This window comes from Acidovorax sp. SUPP2825 (genome assembly GCF_030158995.1).
Classification (GTDB): domain Bacteria; phylum Pseudomonadota; class Gammaproteobacteria; order Burkholderiales; family Burkholderiaceae_C; genus Paracidovorax.
In genome coordinates, this window is the sequence record NZ_BQXK01000003.1 from 191,605 (window position 1) to 209,108 (window position 17,504).

General features: G+C 69.0%; 18 protein-coding genes. 11 read left to right on the forward strand and 7 right to left on the reverse strand.

Annotated elements, in window-relative coordinates:
• Positions 1 to 78: 78 nt before the first annotated feature.
• A complete protein-coding gene (gene argH, locus AVAK2825_RS05680; protein ID WP_284395004.1) occupies positions 79 to 1,548 on the reverse strand; it encodes an argininosuccinate lyase in 1,470 nt (489 codons plus the stop codon).
• 50 nt (positions 1,549 to 1,598) lie between these two features.
• Here argH and AVAK2825_RS05685 point away from each other — a divergent pair, with 50 nt between their 5' ends.
• On the forward strand, positions 1,599 to 2,660 hold the full coding sequence (locus AVAK2825_RS05685) for a sensor histidine kinase (protein ID WP_284395006.1): 1,062 nt from the start codon (positions 1,599 to 1,601) through the stop codon (positions 2,658 to 2,660).
• A gap of 22 nt (positions 2,661 to 2,682) precedes the next feature.
• Positions 2,683 to 3,429: a LytR/AlgR family response regulator transcription factor gene (locus AVAK2825_RS05690; RefSeq protein ID WP_284395008.1), complete on the forward strand. Its 747-nt coding sequence runs from the start codon at positions 2,683 to 2,685 to the stop codon at positions 3,427 to 3,429.
• 111 nt (positions 3,430 to 3,540) lie between these two features.
• Here AVAK2825_RS05690 and AVAK2825_RS05695 read toward each other — a convergent pair whose 3' ends face one another.
• Positions 3,541 to 4,407, reverse strand: coding sequence for a ZIP family metal transporter (locus AVAK2825_RS05695; protein ID WP_284395010.1), 867 nt, complete (start codon positions 4,405 to 4,407; stop codon positions 3,541 to 3,543).
• 133 nt (positions 4,408 to 4,540) lie between these two features.
• On the reverse strand, positions 4,541 to 5,449 hold the full coding sequence (locus AVAK2825_RS05700; protein WP_272564527.1) for a dienelactone hydrolase family protein: 909 nt from the start codon (positions 5,447 to 5,449) through the stop codon (positions 4,541 to 4,543).
• A gap of 189 nt (positions 5,450 to 5,638) precedes the next feature.
• Between AVAK2825_RS05700 and AVAK2825_RS05705 the strand changes: the two genes are divergently transcribed.
• From AVAK2825_RS05705 to AVAK2825_RS05725, 5 genes are read left to right on the forward strand one after another with little or no spacing between them, the layout of a single operon-like run.
• The gene (locus AVAK2825_RS05705) at positions 5,639 to 6,187 is read left to right on the forward strand and encodes a GbsR/MarR family transcriptional regulator (protein ID WP_284395015.1); all 549 of its coding nucleotides are present in this window, start codon (positions 5,639 to 5,641) and stop codon (positions 6,185 to 6,187) included.
• Positions 6,188 to 6,240: 53 nt separating this feature from the next.
• Complete coding sequence (locus AVAK2825_RS05710; protein WP_284395018.1) at positions 6,241 to 6,711, forward strand: thiol-disulfide oxidoreductase DCC family protein; 471 nt, start codon at positions 6,241 to 6,243, stop codon at positions 6,709 to 6,711.
• 35 nt (positions 6,712 to 6,746) lie between these two features.
• Positions 6,747 to 7,649: an NAD-dependent epimerase/dehydratase family protein gene (locus tag AVAK2825_RS05715; protein WP_284395020.1), complete on the forward strand. Its 903-nt coding sequence runs from the start codon at positions 6,747 to 6,749 to the stop codon at positions 7,647 to 7,649.
• Positions 7,646 to 8,014, forward strand: a complete 369-nt coding sequence (locus tag AVAK2825_RS05720; RefSeq protein ID WP_284395022.1) for a DoxX-like family protein — start codon at positions 7,646 to 7,648, stop codon at positions 8,012 to 8,014. Before AVAK2825_RS05715 ends, AVAK2825_RS05720 begins: the two co-directional genes overlap by 4 nt.
• The gene (locus AVAK2825_RS05725) at positions 8,011 to 8,487 is read left to right on the forward strand and encodes a DUF2269 family protein (protein WP_284395025.1); all 477 of its coding nucleotides are present in this window, start codon (positions 8,011 to 8,013) and stop codon (positions 8,485 to 8,487) included. The genes AVAK2825_RS05720 and AVAK2825_RS05725 overlap by 4 nt, the downstream gene beginning before the upstream one ends.
• A gap of 7 nt (positions 8,488 to 8,494) precedes the next feature.
• On the opposite strand, the gene AVAK2825_RS05730 is transcribed toward AVAK2825_RS05725, so the two are convergent.
• Positions 8,495 to 9,295, reverse strand: coding sequence for an aspartate/glutamate racemase family protein (locus tag AVAK2825_RS05730; protein ID WP_284395026.1), 801 nt, complete (start codon positions 9,293 to 9,295; stop codon positions 8,495 to 8,497).
• Between the two features lie 35 nt (positions 9,296 to 9,330).
• Complete coding sequence (locus AVAK2825_RS05735) at positions 9,331 to 10,218, reverse strand: amino acid ABC transporter substrate-binding protein (protein ID WP_284395027.1); 888 nt, start codon at positions 10,216 to 10,218, stop codon at positions 9,331 to 9,333.
• A 273-nt stretch (positions 10,219 to 10,491) separates the two neighbouring features.
• Here AVAK2825_RS05735 and AVAK2825_RS05740 point away from each other — a divergent pair, with 273 nt between their 5' ends.
• Positions 10,492 to 11,715 carry a D-amino acid dehydrogenase gene (locus AVAK2825_RS05740; RefSeq protein ID WP_284395028.1) on the forward strand — a complete coding sequence of 408 codons (1,224 nt, stop codon included), beginning with the start codon at positions 10,492 to 10,494 and terminating at the stop codon, positions 11,713 to 11,715.
• Between the two features lie 48 nt (positions 11,716 to 11,763).
• On the opposite strand, the gene AVAK2825_RS05745 is transcribed toward AVAK2825_RS05740, so the two are convergent.
• Positions 11,764 to 12,690, reverse strand: coding sequence for a LysR substrate-binding domain-containing protein (locus tag AVAK2825_RS05745; RefSeq protein ID WP_284395031.1), 927 nt, complete (start codon positions 12,688 to 12,690; stop codon positions 11,764 to 11,766).
• 257 nt (positions 12,691 to 12,947) lie between these two features.
• Between AVAK2825_RS05745 and AVAK2825_RS05750 the strand changes: the two genes are divergently transcribed.
• The 3 genes from AVAK2825_RS05750 to AVAK2825_RS05760 are packed head-to-tail and all read left to right on the forward strand — an operon-like array spanning position 12,948 to position 14,614.
• Positions 12,948 to 13,490 (forward strand): hypothetical protein, encoded by a 543-nt coding sequence (locus AVAK2825_RS05750; RefSeq protein WP_284395033.1) that lies wholly within the window; start codon positions 12,948 to 12,950, stop codon positions 13,488 to 13,490.
• Positions 13,480 to 14,136 (forward strand): hypothetical protein, encoded by a 657-nt coding sequence (locus AVAK2825_RS05755; protein ID WP_284395035.1) that lies wholly within the window; start codon positions 13,480 to 13,482, stop codon positions 14,134 to 14,136. The genes AVAK2825_RS05750 and AVAK2825_RS05755 overlap by 11 nt, the downstream gene beginning before the upstream one ends.
• A gap of 46 nt (positions 14,137 to 14,182) precedes the next feature.
• Complete coding sequence (locus AVAK2825_RS05760; protein ID WP_502870488.1) at positions 14,183 to 14,614, forward strand: hypothetical protein; 432 nt, start codon at positions 14,183 to 14,185, stop codon at positions 14,612 to 14,614.
• Positions 14,615 to 14,657: 43 nt separating this feature from the next.
• Here the strand turns inward: AVAK2825_RS05760 and polA are convergent, their stop codons facing one another.
• Positions 14,658 to 17,468, reverse strand: coding sequence for a DNA polymerase I (gene polA, locus AVAK2825_RS05765; RefSeq protein WP_284395036.1), 2,811 nt, complete (start codon positions 17,466 to 17,468; stop codon positions 14,658 to 14,660).
• Positions 17,469 to 17,504: the final 36 nt, after the last annotated feature.

The window sequence follows — 17,504 nt, forward strand, 5'->3', positions numbered from 1 at the left end:
GACCCAGTGGCGGCGCGAGGAAGAACGATGCATGGTGGGCTCCGTGAAAGTGTGCAGACGGGGGGAGGTGAGCAGCAATCAGGCCAGGCGGGCGCGGTGGCGGGCCAGCTGGGCGCGCACCTGGGCCGGCGCGGTGCCGCCCAGCGTGTTGCGGGCGTTGAGCGAGCCGCGCAGGCTGAGGGCGTCGAACACGTCCTTTTCGATCTGCGGGTGAAAGCCCTGCAGCACGGCCAGGGGCAGCTCCGACAGGTCCACGTTGTGCGACACGGCGGCCTTCACGGCATGGGCCACGGTCTCGTGCGCATCGCGGAACGGCAGCCCCTTCTTGACGAGGTAGTCGGCCAGGTCGGTGGCGGTGGCGTAGCCCTTGAGCGCGGCCTGCTCCATGGCCGGCGCGTTGACGGTGATGCCGCCTTCCTTCTTGCCCGTGGCCGGGTTCGGCTGGCCGCCGACCATCTCGGCGAAGATGCGCAGCGTGTCCTTCAGCGTGTCCACGGTGTCGAACAGCGGTTCCTTGTCTTCCTGGTTGTCCTTGTTGTAGGCCAGGGGCTGGCCCTTCATCAGCGTGATGAGGCCCATCAGGTGGCCGACCACGCGGCCGGTCTTGCCGCGCGCCAGTTCGGGCACGTCGGGATTTTTCTTCTGCGGCATGATCGACGAGCCCGTGGTGAAGCGGTCGGCGATCTTGATGAAGCCGAAGTTCTGGCTCATCCAGATGATGAGTTCTTCCGACAGGCGGCTCACGTGCACCATGCACAGGCTGGCGGCGGCGGTGAACTCGATGGCGAAGTCGCGGTCGCTCACGGCGTCCAGGCTGTTCTGGCACACGCCGTCCATGCCCAGGGTTTTTGCCACGCGCTCGCGGTCCAGCGGGTAGGTCGTGCCGGCCAGGGCGGCGGCGCCCAGCGGCAGCACGTTGACGCGGCGGCGCACGTCCTGCATGCGGTCGGCATCGCGCGCGAACATCTCCACGTAGGCCAGCATGTGGTGGCCGAAGCTCACCGGCTGCGCCACCTGCAGGTGGGTGAAGCCGGGCAGGATCACCTCCACGTTCTGCTCGGCCACATCCACCAGCGACACCTGCAGCTCTTTCAGCAGATCGGCGATCAGGTCGATCTCGCCGCGCAGCCACAGGCGCACGTCGGTGGCCACCTGGTCGTTGCGGCTGCGGCCGGTGTGCAGGCGCTTGCCGGCGTCGCCCACCAGTTGCGTGAGACGCGCCTCGATGTTCAGGTGCACGTCTTCCAGGTCGAGCTTCCACTCGAAGGCGCCGGATTCGATCTCCTCTTTGATCTGCGCCATGCCGCGCTGGATGGAGGCGTGGTCGGCGGCCGAGATGATGCCCTGCGCGGCAAGCATGTCGGCGTGCGCGAGGCTGCCGGCGATGTCGGCCTGCCACAGGCGCTTGTCGAAGAACACGCTCGACGTGTAGCGCTTGACCAGGTCGCTCATGGGCTCGGAAAACAGCGCCGACCAGGCCTGGGCCTTGGTGTCGAGCTGGTTGTGGGAGGGGGCGGACGCTGGGCTGGAGGCGGGGCTGGTGGACATGGAGGGCAATAATCCGGTGGTTCAGACACCCGGAACACCCGGATGCCGCAATGCAAGAGACGCAAATTTTATCGACCCGGCCGCAGGCCCTGACCGAAGACCCCCGCCAGCCCCTGGGCCGGCGGGTGCTGGTGTTCGACGCCTGCCATGTCGGGGTGATCCTGCGCGCGGTGCTTTTCGTGGAGGCGGTGTTGGGCGTGGGCGCCCTCTTCAATACCGCCACGCCCCTGGAATGGCTCGGCCGGCTGTCACTGCTGACGGGCGGCGCCCTGCCCGCCACGCTGGCCTGGCTGGTCACCGCCTGCAGCCTGAAGACCGTGCTGCAGCGCCTGCCTGTGGCCTTGCAATACGCGGCGGGCGTGGCGCTGGGCACCCTGTCCGGGCTGTATGCCTGCGGCATGCTCGCGCTGGTGGGCGTGGCGGCCGATCCGCCCTGGCTGGCCAGTGCCGCCAGCGGCGCCCTGCTGTCGGCGGCGCTGGTGGCGGCGCTGGTGCTGCGCGCCCGCGCCCGAACGCCCGCGGCCACCACGGCGCGGCTGTCGGAGCTGCAGTCGCGCATCCGCCCGCACTTTCTGTTCAACACGCTCAACAGCGCCATCGCCCTGGTGCGGGCCGAGCCGGCCAAGGCCGAGGCGCTGCTGGAGGACCTGAGCGACCTGTTCCGCCATGCGCTGGTGGACCAGGGCGAGTCGGCCACGCTGGGCGAAGAGATCACCCTGGCGCGCCGCTACCTGGACATCGAGCAGGTGCGCTTCGAGGAACGGCTGCGCGTGCAGTGGTCGCTGGACGCCCGCGCCGACGGCGCCCGCCTGCCCCCGCTGCTGCTGCAGCCGCTGGTGGAAAACGCGGTCAAGCACGGCGTGGAGCCGAGCGCCACGGGCGGGCGGCTGCGCATCGTGACCGAGCTGCGCGGCAGCCGCGTGATCGTGGTCATCACCAACACCGTGCCCGCCGCGCCGCAGCGCGAGGGCGGCAGGCCGCGCGGCCACGGCATTGCGCTGGCCAACGTGCGCGACCGCCTGCGGCTGCTGCACGACGTGCAGTGCGAGTTCAGCGCCGGCATGCAAAATGGCCGCTACCAGGTGCGCATCTCGTTGCCCGCGCGGTCCTGACCTTTCCCCTTCGCCTCCTGCCATGCACATCCTGATCGTTGACGACGAAGCCCTGGCCCGCAGCCGCCTGCGCACCCTGCTGGCCGACTGCGACGCGCGGCACACCGCCGCCGAGGCCGCCAACGCCGCCGACGCGCTGGCGCAGCTGCAGCCCTCGGGCGGCCGCGCCTTCGACACCGTGCTGCTGGACATCCACATGCCCGGGCAGGACGGCCTGGCCCTGGCCCATGCCATGCGCACCCTGCCCTACCCGCCGGCCATCGTGTTCGTGACGGCCCATGCGGACCACGCCGTGAGCGCGTTCGAGCTGGACGCGGTGGACTACCTCACCAAGCCCGTGCGGCGCGAGCGGCTGGAAAAAGCCCTGGGCAAGGCCCTGCGCGCCCGGCACCCGGGCGCCCCGCCCGCGCCCACGGCGCCCCTTCCCGATGGCGAGACCCTGCTGATCCAGGACCGGGGCCGCACCGAGCGCGTGCCGCTGGCCGAGGTGCTGTACTTCAAGGCCGAGCAGAAATACCTGACGGTGCGCACCGCGGTGCGCAGCTACATCCTGGACGGCTCGCTGAGCGAGCTGGAGGCGCGCCACGGCGACCGATTCCTGCGCATCCACCGCAACGCGCTGGTGGCCCGCCGCGCGGTGCGGGCGCTGGAAAAGCACTACGACCCCGAGGAGGGCGAAGGCTGGGCCGTGCGGCTGCACGGGCTGACCGAATTGCTGGCCGTGTCGCGCCGGCAGGTGGCGGCCGTGCGCGAAGAACTGGCCGGCTGAAGACCGAAGGTGTTTTGGGCCGCGAGCACAATCAAACCGCCGGCATATCGCTATTGATTTGATAGCAAACCCAGACCCTGACGCGCCGCCGCACCGGGGCCCCACAGCCGGTCAGTGCGCGTGGGCCATGCCGCTCACCAGCGTGACCACCGTCATCCCCGCCACCAGCCAGGCGATCTGCGCCACCGTCTGGCCCGCGCTCAGGCGCTTTTGCAGCTGCGGGATCAGGTCGGCCAGCGCCACGTAGATGAAGCTGCTGGAGGCGATGGCCAGGAAGTAAGGCAGCCAGTCCTGCAGCTCGCCGACCAGGAAATACCCCACCACCCCGCCCAGCGCGGTCACCGCGCCGGCCAGCGATACCTTCAGCAGCGCCATGCGGCGGTTGGCGCTGGCCTGGCGCAGCACCACCAGGTCGCCCATGTGGTGCGGCACCTCGTGCGCCAGCACCGACAGGGCCGCCACCACGCCCAGGCGCAGGTCGGCCATGAAGGCCGAGGCGATCAGGATGCCGTCGCCGAAGCAGTGCACGCTGTCGCCCGTGAGCAGCGCCCAGCCGCCGCCACCGCGCCGCGCTTCGCCTTCGGCATGGGCGTGCGCATCGCCGTTCGCGTGGTCATGGGCGTGGCCGTGCCCCTGCGTATGGCCATGGGCATGCCCGTGCGAATGCGCATGGCCGTGTCCGTGGCCATGCTCGTGCCCGTGGTGCCACAGCTCGGCCTTGTCGAGCAGAAAGAAGAACACCAGCCCCACCAGCAGCGTGGCGAACAGGTCGTGCGCGCCGGCGTGGCTCTCGAACGCCTCGGGCAGCAGGTGCATGAAGGCCGTGGCCAGCAGCGCGCCGGCCGCCAGGCTCAGCAGGTGCTGCGGCCCCACGCCGCGCCGGCCGTCGCCCAGCCCCGCGCGCATCAACAGGGCGGCCACCCACACGCTGCCGATGCCGGCCGCCAGCGTGGCCAGGATGATTGCTACCAAAGTCATGGCTTCTCGTGCTTTCCCTGCAAGGCCTGTCGGCCTTTTGTATCGAATCGATTCGGCGCGCACGGCGCACAAAAAAAGCCCCGAAGGGCTTTGGCGGGACCGCTGGGGCAGGAACGCCGCCGGCGATGGTCTCTCAGGCCACGCCGTGTGTCTTGAACCACTGCAGCGCCCGCTTCCATCCGTCCTCGGCCGCTTCCTTGCGGAAGCTGGGCCGGTAGTCGGCATGGAAGGCATGGGGCGCGTCGGGGTACACGACGAACTGCGACGCCTTGGCGGCGGCGGAGCCGGTCTGGAGAGCCGCTTTCATCTTATCAATCGTGTCAAGGGGGATGCCGCTGTCTTTTTCGCCGTACAGGCCCAGCACCGGCGCCTTGAGGATCGGGGCGATGTCCACCGGGTGCTTGGGCGTGAGCTCGCTGGCCTGCCCCACCAGCCGGCCGTACCAGGCCACGCCCGCCTTGACGGGGCCGTGGGCCGCGTACAGCCAGGTGATGCGGCCACCCCAGCAAAAACCGGTGATGCCGACCTTCTTCAGGTCGCCGCCGTTCTCGCCCGCCCACTTCACGGTGCCGTCCAGATCGGCCAGCACCTGCGCGTCGGGCACCTTGGAGACCAGCTCGCTCATCAGCTTGGCGGCTTCGGTGTACTGGAGCGGATCGCCCTGGCGGGCATACAGCTCGGGGGCGATGGCCAGGTAGCCGGCCTTGGCGAAACGGCGGCAGGTGTCGGCGATGTATTCGTGCACGCCGAAGATCTCCTGGATCACCAGCACCACCGGCAGGTCGGTCTTGCCGGCGGGCGCGGCGCGGTAGGCGGGCACCTTGAAGCCGTTGACCTCGATGCTGACCTTGCCCGCCGTGAGCCCGTCTGCGGGCGTCTGGATCGCGGTCTGCGCCATCACGGGCATGGCCGCGGCGGCATAGCCCACGCCGAAACCGGCGCCCAGGGCCACACGCATCGCGGTTCGGCGGGTGGCTCCCGCCTCGGTGCTCTGGCCCGGCAAGAGGGCGTCGAAATCGGTCTTGAGGTCATCACGCAGCATGGTCTGGCTCCTGGTTGGGTGAAAGGATCGGCAGCGCAAGAGTCTAGGGCCTGCGGCGCGTGGCAGCATGACCCGCAGGGCTGAACGGGTTTGCCGCCGTTCGCCCAGGGCCGGTGCAGCGAAGGTGTAGTGATGGCGTGGCTTTTATTTCTGTCTTGACAGAAATAAAAGAAAACCTAAACTGCCCCCATGCAACTGACCGACATCGCCCAACGCTTCGTGGTCCACTGGGGAGAGATGGGAACCGCCTGGGGCGTGAACCGCACCGTGGCCCAGATCCACGCGCTGCTCTTCTTCCATGGCCGCCCGCTGCATGCCGAGGAAATCTGCGAGACGCTGGGCGTGGCCCGTTCCAACGCCAGCAACAGCCTCAAGGAGCTGCTCAACTGGAACCTGATCCGCACCACCCACGTGCTGGGCGACCGGCGCGACTATTTCGAAACCTCCACCGACGTGTGGGAGCTGTTTCGCACCGTGGTGCGCGAACGCAAGGAACGCGAGTTCGACCCCACCGTGCGCATGCTGCGCGAACTGGTGGCCCGCCCCGACTTCGCCAGCGAAACCGCCGATGCCCAGGACCGCGTGCGCGAGACGCTGCACCTCATGGATTCGCTGGGGGTGTGGGCCGACGAAATGCTGCGCCTGTCCCCCGCCACGCTCGACAAGGTGCTGCGCCTGGGGGCCAGCGTGCAGAAGTTCGTGCGCGGCGGAGCGGCCGACAAGGCATCCCCTGACTAGGCTTTTTTTGCCCTGATGTTTCTGTTTTGAATGAAATTTCGGAAGGATTGAACATGAATGCCGCAGCCACCCCCAACCCCGCCATCTATCCCCTCACCCTCTATTACGACTCGCGCTGCCGCCTGTGCGCTGCCGAGATGGGCAACCTGATGCTGCGCAACACCGGCGGCCTGCTGCGCTTTGCCGACGTGTGGGCACCGGACTTCGAAGGGCCGCCGGCAGGCACCACGCGGGACGACCTGCTCACCCTGATCCATGCGCGCCAGGCCGACGGCCGGCTGCTGCGCGGCGTCGCGGTGTTCCGCGCGGCCTACGAGGCCGTGGGCCTGGGCTGGCTGACCGCCGCCACGCGCTGGCCCGTCATCGGGCCGCTGGCCGACCGGGTGTACCCGGTGCTGGCACGCAACCGCTATCGCCTGCCGCAGTGGCTGGTGCACGGCCTGTTCGAGAAGGCCAGCGGCGCGGCCGCCCGCCGGGCCGCTGCCCGCCGCTGCGGGCCGGGCGACGACCAGTGCCGGCTCTGACGACAGCCACCCTTCCCCCTTCACGGAGCAGTTCCATGCACATCCTTCTCACCGGCTCCACCGGATTCATCGGCCGCGCGGTGCAACGCGCGCTCGAACGTGCGGGCCACACCGTGCACGGCGGCGTCTCGCCGCGCCGCGCGGCAAGGCACCCCGGCCAGGTCGCCATGGATTTCGCGCACGACACGGCGCCCGCCGCGTGGCTGCCGCGCCTGGCAGGCATCGACGCGGTGGTGAATGCCGTCGGCGTGCTGCGCGACACCCGCGCACGCCCCATCGACGCCTTGCACCAGCACACACCGGTGGCCTTGTTCGACGCCTGCGCCCAGGCCGGCGTGCGACGCATCGTGCAGATCTCGGCGCTGGGCATTGCCGGCAGCGCCACACGCTACGCCACCACCAAACGCGCGGCCGACACCCACCTGCTCGGTCTGACCGCACAAGGGGCCGTGTCGGGCGTGGTGCTGCGGCCCAGCATCGTGTTCGGCCGGGGTGGCGCCAGTAGCGCGCTCTTCATGAACCTGGCACGCCTGCCGGTGCTGGTGCTGCCCGGGCCGGTGCTGCAGGCCCGCGTGCAGCCCGTGGCGGTTCACGATCTGGCCGATGCGGTGGCTGCGCTGATGGGCACCGCGCTGGACACGACCGGACTCATCGAATGCAGCGGGCCCGAGGCGGTGCCCATGGCCGAACTGATCGCCAGCCTGCGCCAGCAATCGGGCCACGGGCCCGCCCGCGTACTGCGCCTGCCGGATGCGCTCAGCCACCTGAGCGCCCGCCTGGGCGACCAGGTGCCGGCCCTGCCCTGGTGCAGCGAAACGCTCGCCTTGCTGGGCAGCGACAACACGGCGGACCCGGCCGCGCTCCAGCGCCTGCTGGGCCATGAAGCGACGCACTACCGCCATCTGCTCGAAAGCGCCTGGGCGCCGTCCGCACGATGAACGCCGAAACCACCCGCTGGCTGCGCGCCAGCCTCGTCCTGGTGTGGCTGGGCACCGCACTGGCCAGTGCCATCGAATCGCAAGGCCAGGGCCGCGATCTGCTGGTGCGTGGCGGGCTGCAGAGCGAAGCCTGGATCCAGGCGCTGGTGTGGGGCGGCATCGCTGCCGACACGGCCATCGGGCTCGCGCTGTGGCTGCGCCCCGGCCGGGCCACCGATGCCCTGGCCCTGGCCTTGATGGGCGTGATGACGGTGGTCGCCACGGTGCTGCTGCCCGCGCTGTGGCTGGACCCGCTGGGGCCGCTGCTCAAGAACCTGCCCATTGCCGCCATCCTCGTCGTCCTCCTGAAAGCACCACGCACATGAACACCTATCTCGCACTCAAATGGATCCACATCCTGTCCAGCGTGCTGCTGGTGGGCACCGGGTTCGGCTCGGCGTTCTACCTGTTCTTCGCCAACCGCAGCGGCAGCGTGGCCGCCCAGGCCGTGGTGTCGCGGCTGGTGGTGCGGGCCGACACGTGGTTCACCACACCGGCCGGCATCGTGCAGCCGGTGACCGGCGTCGCCATGGCGATGATGGCCGGCTGGCCGCTGTCCACGCCGTGGCTGGCCACCTCGATCGCGCTGTACGCCCTGGCGGGCCTGTGCTGGCTGCCAGTGCTGTGGCTGCAGTGGCGCATGGCCGCCATGGCACGGGACGCCGCCGCGCAAGGCACGCCGATGCCGGCGCTCTACACCCGCTATGCGCGCTGGTGGGAGGCGCTGGGCTACCCGGCTTTCGTGGCCATGCTGGCCGTGTTCTTCCTGATGGTGCACAAGCCCGCGCTGTGGGGCTGATGGTTGTTCAGGCGATGGCGTCGGCGCCCGCACGCGCGGGCGTTCGCGGCTCGATCCCGGCATAGGCGCAGCGCGCCAGTGCCTCGGCCAGCACCTGCGACGGGTTGACCAAGCGAGCGCCCGCCGCGGCCTCATCCAGGGCCAGCGGGATTTCGGTGCAGCCCATGATGAGGGTCGAAACCCCATCGCGTTCGCGCAGCGCCTGTGCCACCGCCGCGAAGCGGTGACGGGCCAGTGCATAGTCGCCGGCCTTCACGCCGTCGTAGATGCCCTGCATGAGCTGCTCGCGCTCACCAGGCTGCGGCAGCACGCAGGCCACCCCGTGGCGCTGCAGTTCGGCCTGGTACAGCCCGCTGTCGTACGACCCTTGCGTGGCCAGCAGCGCCACGCGCGGAACCTGCGCAGCCGCGAGCCCGGCCGCCACTTCGCGCATGCCGTGCAACACCTGCAATTGCGGAAACCGCTGCTGCAGCTCCCCATGCCAGGCATGGGCCGTGTTGCATGCGATCGCCACGGCCTGCACCCCCAGCGCCACCAGCCGGCCCGTGGCCTGCGCCATCGGCTCTGCCGGCTGGTGGGCGCCGGACGTGCGGTCGCCCAGGGCCGCCGTGCGATCGGGAATGGGCACCTGCGCCAGCCAGTGCTCCGGATAGGCCTGATCCCGCACGGGAATGCCGAGCGAGGCCATGCGCCGCGTGCACGCCTCCACGAAGAGCCGCACGAAGTCGGCCCCGGCGGCCGGCCCCATGCCGCCCAGGATGCCCACCATGCGGGGCACCGGGAAGATCGCGGGGATCGACGGCGTCATGGACAACCTCCGAAAAGCGCTGGCGCGGGGGACGATCAGTTGGCGGGCTTGTCGCTCTGCGCCACCAGGTTGTCGCGCAGTTCCTTGGACATGGGCAGGCCCAGGTTCTGGCCCTTGGGCGGCACGGGCGACATGAACCACTTGGTGTAGAGCTTCTCGAACTCGCCGGACTTCATCATCCCGCCGATCACGCCGTTCACCAGCGCCTGGAACTGCGGATCGTCCTTGCGCAGCATGCAGGCATAGGGCTCGACCTGCAGCGAATCGCCCACCACCACCCAGTCCGCGGGGTTGCGCGCATTGCCCTTCAGGCCGAACAGCAAAATGTCGTCCATGGCGAACGCCTCGGCACGGCCCGAATCGACCAGCAGCATGGAATCGTCGTGGTCCTTGCCGAGCACGATGTCCATCTCGAGGTTGTTCTCGCGGCTGTACTTGCGGATCACCTGCGCATTGGTCGTGCCGCTGGTGCTGGCGACCTTCTTCTTGGCCAGGTCGGCGTAGTTCTGCACGCCCGAGGTCTTCTTGGTCAGCAGCCGGGTGCCGGTGTAGAAATAGTTCACGGCGAACTGCACGTCCTTGCCGCGCGCGGAGTTGTTGGTGGTGGAGCCGCATTCGAGGTCCACCGTGCCGTTGGTGATGAGCGGAATGCGGTTCTGCGACGTGACGGCCTGCAGCTCCACCTTGATCGCCGGGTTCTTGAGCTTGGCGCGCACCGCATTCACCACCGCGTTGGAGATGTCCACCGAGAAGCCGATCGGCTCGCCCGGGCCCGCCAGGTAGCTGAAGGGTACCGACGATTCACGGTAGGCCAGCGTGATCTTTCCCGAGTCGGCGATCTTCTGCAGGGTGTCGGCGTGGGCCGTGGTGGCCGCAGCGCACACGCCGCAAGCGAGGACGGCGGCAGACAGGAATGGCTTCATGGGGAACTCCTTGACGGAAACAAAAAGGGATTGGAACGGTGCAGGTGCCCAGGCACTTTAGGAACTCGGTGCGGCTTTGAACAATTCATTCGGCAGCATGTGCCATGACGAAAAGTTATGCCATCCGCATCGGCCAGAGCGTCCCCATGCAATCTTCGCGCCCGGCGCCGGCGCATAACTTCCTGGCATGCCTGCCCCGCGGTTTGGCATTGTTCAAAGGCCGCGCGCGTCCCTAGAGTGCCCAGGACGGACAACCAACGGGAATCGAGCGATATGGATGCATGTGTGATGGGTGCGGGCATCGTGGGCCTGGCCACGGCCTACGCGCTGCAGCGCCAGGGGATGAGCGTCACGGTGATCGACCAGGGCCCCGTGGGCGGCGGCGCCAGCGGCGGCAATGGCGCACAGCTGAGCTACAGCTACGTGCAGCCCCTGGCCGACCCCGGCCTGTGGGCGCAACTGCCCAAGCTGCTGCTGTCGCGCGAATCGCCGCTGCAGGTGCAACTGCAGCGGGACCCGCACCAGTGGCGCTGGGCCCTGCAGTTTCTGGCGGCCTGCAACGGCGCCACCTCGCGTAGCACCACGGCGCAACTGCTCGCGCTGGCGGCCCACAGCCGCGCCGGGTTCGAAGCCATGCGCGCCCGCGAGGCGCTGGAATGCGACTTCTCCAGCACCGGCAAGCTCGTGCTGTACGGCACGCGCGATGGCCTGGCCGCGGCCGAGCGGCAGATGGAACTGCAGCGGGCCTGGGGCAGCGAGCAGGCCTCGGTGTCTGCCCAGCGCTGCGTGGAGCTGGAACCCGCGCTCGCCCACCATGCGCCCCACATTGCCGGTGCGATCCACACGCCCAGCGAGTGCGCGGCCGACTGTCAGAAGGTGTGCGATGGGCTGCATGCCCTGCTGGCCCAGCGCGGCGTACGCTTCGAACTGGGTGCGCAGGTACAGGGGTTCGACCGGACGCAGGGGCGCATCGCGGCGGTGCGCACCAGCGCCGGCACCATCGAGGCCGACCGCTTCGTGCTGGCGCTGGGCAGCGGCAGCGTGGCGGTGGCCCGGATGGTGGGCGTGCACCTGCCCGTCTATCCGATCAAGGGTTACAGCATCACCCTCGACGCCCCGGCCGATGCCCCCTGGGCGCCCCGCATGAACGTGACGCACGCGGGTCGCAAGGTCGTGTTCGCCCGCTTGGGCCAGCGCCTGCGCGTGGCCGGCATGGCAGAGCTGGTGGGCAACGACCGCCGCATCCGCACCGAACGCATCGACAGCCTGCGCGCCACGGTGCGCACCGTGCTGGGGCACGAAGCGCCCGCCGCATCGCTGCACCCCTGGACCGGCATGCGGCCCGCCACGCCCACGGGCCTGCCCATCGCCGGCCGCGCCGCCGAGGCCGACAACCTGTGGCTCAACACGGGGCACGGGGCGCTGGGCTTCACCTTGGCGTTCGGTACCGCGGCCATCGTGGCCGAGCAGATGCTGCAGGCCTGCGCGCCCGCCTGAGTCACGGCGGAGGGAGGCCGGCGCGCGTTCGCCGCCGCGTTCGGCTTGTCATTCGCTCTCTGCCAAGCCGGCGGACGCCAGCGTCTGCGCCACCGCATCGCGCATGCAGCGCACCATGGTGTCCGCCAGCAGCGATGCAGGCCGGTTCACCATGCGCAGCGCCTTGACGGGCACCGCGATGCGCGGCGCGAGCGCCAGCACGTCCACCCGCGCGCGGTCGGCCGACGCCGCGGTGCACACATCCACCAGCGCCACGCCCAACCCGTGGTGCGCAAGCGCGAGCGCCGCGTGGTAGGTCTGCACCGTGAAGGCCGCCTGCAGGCCCACGTCGGCCTCGCGGCTGGCGTGGTTCACCATCGTGCCGAGCGGGTCGTTCGCCTCCAGTCGGATCACCGGCGTGTGGGCCAGATCGGCCAGGTGCACCACGCCGGCCTGCACCACGTCCGCATCCAGCGTGCCCTTGGGCGCGATGCACACCACGCGCCCTTCCACCAGCGTCTCCTGCGCCAGCGAGGGGTGCACCAGCGCACTGAACACGAAGCCGATGTCGGCCTCCTGCAGCACCAGGGCCGAGACGATCTGCGGCGAGTGCAACGCATCGATGCGCACCACCACGTCCGGGTGCTGCGCACGGAAGGCCTGCAGCGCGCGCGGCATCACTTCGTGGCTCAGGGCCAGCACGCTCAGCACATGCAAGTCGCCCTCGCGCTGCTGGCCGCGCAGGCTGTTGGCCAGGCGCTGCACGTCGTCGAGCTGGTTGAACAGCCGCTCGATGTGCGGGTACAGGGTCTGCGCCTCGCGCGTGGGCACGAGCCGCCCCTTCATGCGGTGGAACAGCGCGAACCCCAACTGCAGTTCGGCATGCGCGAGGATGCGGCTCACGGCCGGCTGGGTGACGTTGATGAGCCGCGCGGCCGCGCTCACGCTGCAGGTGAGCATCACCGCATTGAAGACTTCGATGTGACGCAGGCGCATGGCAAAGGCAGGCTTTTCGGAAGAAGCGAAGCCGGTCATATTGCATCAAAAAGCATCCACCCTACTGGCAGGAAGATGCAATTGGAAACAAATGCCACGGTGCGGTCTTGGTGCGCGGATAGGCTCGCCGCCGTGCGTGACACCCAAGGCCCTGGCGGCGATGCGGGGCCTGCCCCACCTGACCCGTGGTATGCGGTGTTACCCAACCCTCTGGATTCCATCCAGCCCCTCCACTTCCCCTCAGAAAGAGACAAGGCATGGCAGATTCAAGTGGCAGCGCGTGGGTTGCCCGGTTCCCGACCAGCACCTCCACCAGCGATCTGATCGCCAGTTTCCGCACCAAGGTGGACTCGTTCATCGCCGCGCTGGAAGCCGGTGGCGCTTCGGTCTCCATCTCCGCCACGTTGCGCCCGCCGGAGCGGGCCTACCTCATGCATCACGCCTGGCGCATCGCCCGCGAAAACGCGGACGCCGCCACGGTGCCCGCGATGGCGGGCGTGGACATCGAATGGGTCCACCGCGGTGCCACGGGTGCGGTCAATGCAGGTGCCGCCCGGGTCGCGGCCAACCAGATGGTGGCAGGCTATGGCATCGTGTATGCGCCCGCACTCACCTCGCGTCATTCCGAGGGCCGCGCCATCGACATGACGATCACCAACTATTCAGGGAAGGCCTTCAAAGATGCCACAGGCACCAGCACCACTGTCACCACCGCTGCGCAACTGCATGCCCTGGGCGCGACCTACGGGGTCTACAAGCTCACGTCCGACCCGCCGCACTGGTCCGATGATGGCCACTGAGCGCATCACCACCCGCCGCCGCTTGAGCGGTACGGCAGGCCAGATACCCGACGGCCGTTTTTTCAGCCGGTCCACGGCCTCGGTCCTTCTGGCGCTGGCGGGGCTGCTCCTCGGCGGCACCAGCGCGCAGGCCGACACCGCGCAGCCCGTGCCTTCGGCATCGCCCGTGTCCTCGCGCGTGGGCCTTCTCGACGCCCGCCGGCCCGACGCACCCCGGCTGGTGCTGGGCCAGCCGCAGCCTGAAGGCGAGGCACTTCACTACCTTCGGCTGTCTCCGCCCATGGGCAAAAAGCCGGAGTGCTGCGTTCAGGCCGGCGCGGCCGTACAGGACGCTTCCATCCTGCAATACCGCGGCGAAGACGCGGTCCCTGCGGATGAACGGGATGCGAAGTTCCAGAAGGCGCCCGAAGAAGGCTTCGTGGGCCTGCTGCTGGCGAAGAACGCCGTGGTCTCGCGCACCCATGCGCACCGCGTGGTACTGCGATGGCCGGACCGCAAGGCCCGCCTGCGCGTGGACCATTGCCTGTCCAGCGAAGGCATGCACGTGAAGGTCGCAGAGAGCGGCGCCAAGGGGCAATGGGTGCCGAAGGCGCATTACTACCTTCCGCTGGGAGCGGACGTGACGCCGGACTGTCCAGCCTCCTGAAGCGGCTTTCGACCTGATATGGAAAAGAAACGCTCCGAGTCGCACTTTGCCCGTGAACGTCTCAAGACTCAGCGCCATTGGCATGCTCGTCTGCGCGGCCGTCGGTTTGGGCGCGCTCTGGGCGACTTTGCCGAGCCCCCGTGCGCAGCCGCTACACGTGGACACTGAAGGCATTCAGAGGCATGAGGACAGCGGAGCAGCCGACACCCTGGGCTGCGAAACGCTATCCCTCACGCCAAAAGACGTAGCCACCTATTTCTCGACCGCCACGGAAGTCTCTGCCGCGACATTCCATGCCGAATCGATCATCCTTCCGTGCAGCTTCTCCGGCACGCTCATGAAAGGCGGGGCGAAATACGCGTGGCGCGTCCACGCAGCAGGAGCGGGTTACCTGACGGCCGAGGCCACCGGCCAGACGCAGCGGTTTCTCTGCCAGGCCGCGTGCGAAAAGGCACTGCCTGCGTTGATGGGGCAGTAAAGCCGGAGTCGGGCCGGCCCTGACCGGCCCCAGCCCGCCCGCGTCAGTGCGCCTTGTCCCAGTTCGGCCCCACGCCGACTTCGGCCAGCAGCGGCACCTTCAGGTCCGCCACGCCCGCCATCAACCGGGGGATCTCGCGGCGCACCCAGTCCACCTCGCTCTCGGGCAGCTCGAACACCAGTTCATCGTGCACCTGCATGATCATGAGCACGCCCGGCTTTTCGGCGTCCAGCACGTCCTGCACGGCGACCATGGCCTTCTTGATGAGGTCGGCGGCGGTGCCCTGCATGGGCGCGTTGATGGCGGCGCGTTCGGCGCCGCTACGGCGCGGGCCGTTGGGCGAGTTGATCTCGGGCAGGTACAGGCGCCGGCCGAATACGGTCTCCACGTAGCCCTTGGTCTTGGCCAGGGCCTTGGTGTCGTCCATGTATTGCTTCACGCCGGGATAGCGCTGGAAATAGCGGTCGATGTAGGCCGCGGCGGCTTTGGTCTCGATGCCCAGGTTCTTGGCCAGGCCGAAGCTGCTCATGCCGTAGATGAGCCCGAAGTTGATGACCTTGGCGTAGCGCCGCTGCTCGCTGCTGACCTGGCCGACCTCGACGCCGAACACCTCGGCCGCCGTGGCGCGGTGAACGTCCAGCCCTTCGGTGAAGGCATGCAGCAGCGAGGCATCACCGCTCAGGTGGGCCATGATGCGCAGCTCGATCTGGCTGTAGTCGGCGCTGGCGATCACACGCCCGGGCGGCGCCACGAAGGCCTCGCGCACGCGCCGCCCTTCCGCCGTGCGGATGGGAATGTTCTGCAGGTTGGGGTCGTTGCTGGACAGGCGCCCCGTCACCGCCACGGCCTGGGCGTAATGCGTGTGCACGCGGCCGGTGGAGGGATGGGCCAGTTGCGCCAGCTTGTCGGTGTAGGTGCCCTTGAGCTTGGACAGGCTGCGGTGCTCCAGCAGCTTGGCGGGCAGCGGGTAGTCCTCGGCCAGCTTTTCCAGCACCTCTTCGTCGGTGCTGCGCGCGCCGGTGGCGGTCTTCTTGACCACCGGCATGCCCAGCTTGTCGAAGAAGATCTCGCCCAGTTGCTTGGGGCTGCCCAGGTTGAAGGGCTGGCCCGCGATCTCGTACGCCTCGGTCTCCAGTTGCAGGATGCGCTGGCCCAGCTCATGGCTTTGCTGCGCGAGGATGGGCGCGTCCACCAGCACGCCGTTGCGCTCGATGCGGTAGAGCGCCTCGCTGCTGGCCATCTCCAGTTCGTAGATGCCGCGCAGCTTGTCGTCGGCCTGCAGTTGGGGCCACAGCACGCGGTGCACGTCCAGCGTCTGGTCGGAGTCTTCGCACGAATACTCGGCCGCCAGTTTGATCGACACCTGGCTGAAAGGAATCTGCTTGGCGCCCTTACCGCACAGGTCTTCGTAGTGGATGCCGCTGCGCCCCAGGTGCCGCTCCGCCAGGCTGCCCAGGCCGTGCGGCCGGTGCACTTCGAGCACGTAGCTCTGCAGCATGGTGTCGTGTTCGTAGCCCTGCACTTCGATGCCGTGGTTGGCCAGCACATGTCGGTCGTATTTGACGTGCTGGCCGAGCTTCTTGCGCGTGCCGTCCTCCAGCCAGGGCTTGAGCCGCGCCAGCACTTCGTCGCGGGGCAGTTGCGCCGGGGCGTCGGGGTAGTCGTGCATGAGCGGCACGTAGGCGGCCGTGCCGGCCTCCACGCTCCAGCTGATGCCGACGATCTCGGCGCGCATCTCGTCGAGCGAGGTGGTCTCCGTGTCGATCGCCACCAGTTCGGCGGCCTGCAGGCGCGCGAACCAGGCATCGAACGCCTCCCAGGTGAGCACGGTGTCGTACTGCAGGTTGCTCACCTTGGCCGCGGCCACTTCGGCGGGCTCGTCGAACAGGCCGGGCGTGGGGTCCATGGCGGCGCCACGTCCCCTGGACGCCTTGGCGGCCCCTTCCTCCAGCAGTTCGGGGGCGGTTTCCTGGATGTCGATGGCCCGGGCCAGGCCCTTGAATCCATACTGTTCGTAGAAGGCCTTGAGGGCCGCGGCGTCCTGCGCGCCGGTGGTCAGCGCGTCCAGCGACGGCAGGCCGGCCACATGCCCTTCCAGGTCGCAGTCGGTGCGGATGGTGACCAGCTGGCGCCCGGTGGGCAGCCAGTCGCGCGCGTTGCGCAGGTTCTCGCCCGCCACGCCCTTGATCTCGGTGGCGCGCTCCATCAGCGCATCGAGCGAGCCGTATTCCATGAGCCACTTGGCGGCCGTCTTCGGGCCCACCTTGGGCACGCCGGGCACGTTGTCCACGGTGTCGCCCACCAGGGTCTGGTAGTCCACCATCAGGTGCGGTGGCACGCCGAACTCGGCCGTCACGCCGGCGATGTCGCGCTTCTTGCCGCTCATGGTGTCGATGATGGTGATGTGCGCATCCACCAGCTGGCTCATGTCCTTGTCGCCGCTGGAGACGATCACCTCCACGCCCTGCCGCGCCGCGGTGACGGCGAGCGTGCCGATCACGTCGTCGGCCTCCACGCCCGGCACGTCGAGCACGGCCCAGCCCAGCAGGCGCACGACCTCGTGGATCGCCGGGATCTGGCTGCGCAGGTCGTCGGGCATGGGCGCGCGCTGCGCCTTGTATTCGGGATAGATGTCGTCGCGGAAGGTCTTGCCCGAGGCGTCGAACACGCAGGCCGCATAGTCGGCGCGCACTTCGCGGCGCAGGGCCTGCATCATGTTGACCATGCCGCGGATGGCGCCCGTGGCCGGGCTGGCGGGGTCGCCCGGCACGGCCCGCAGGTCGGGCATGGCATGGTAGGCGCGGTACAGATAGCTGGAGCCGTCCACCAGCACCAGGGTCTTGGGTTTGCTCATAGCCGCAGATTGTGCCCCGCGCTGCGCGCCACCCAG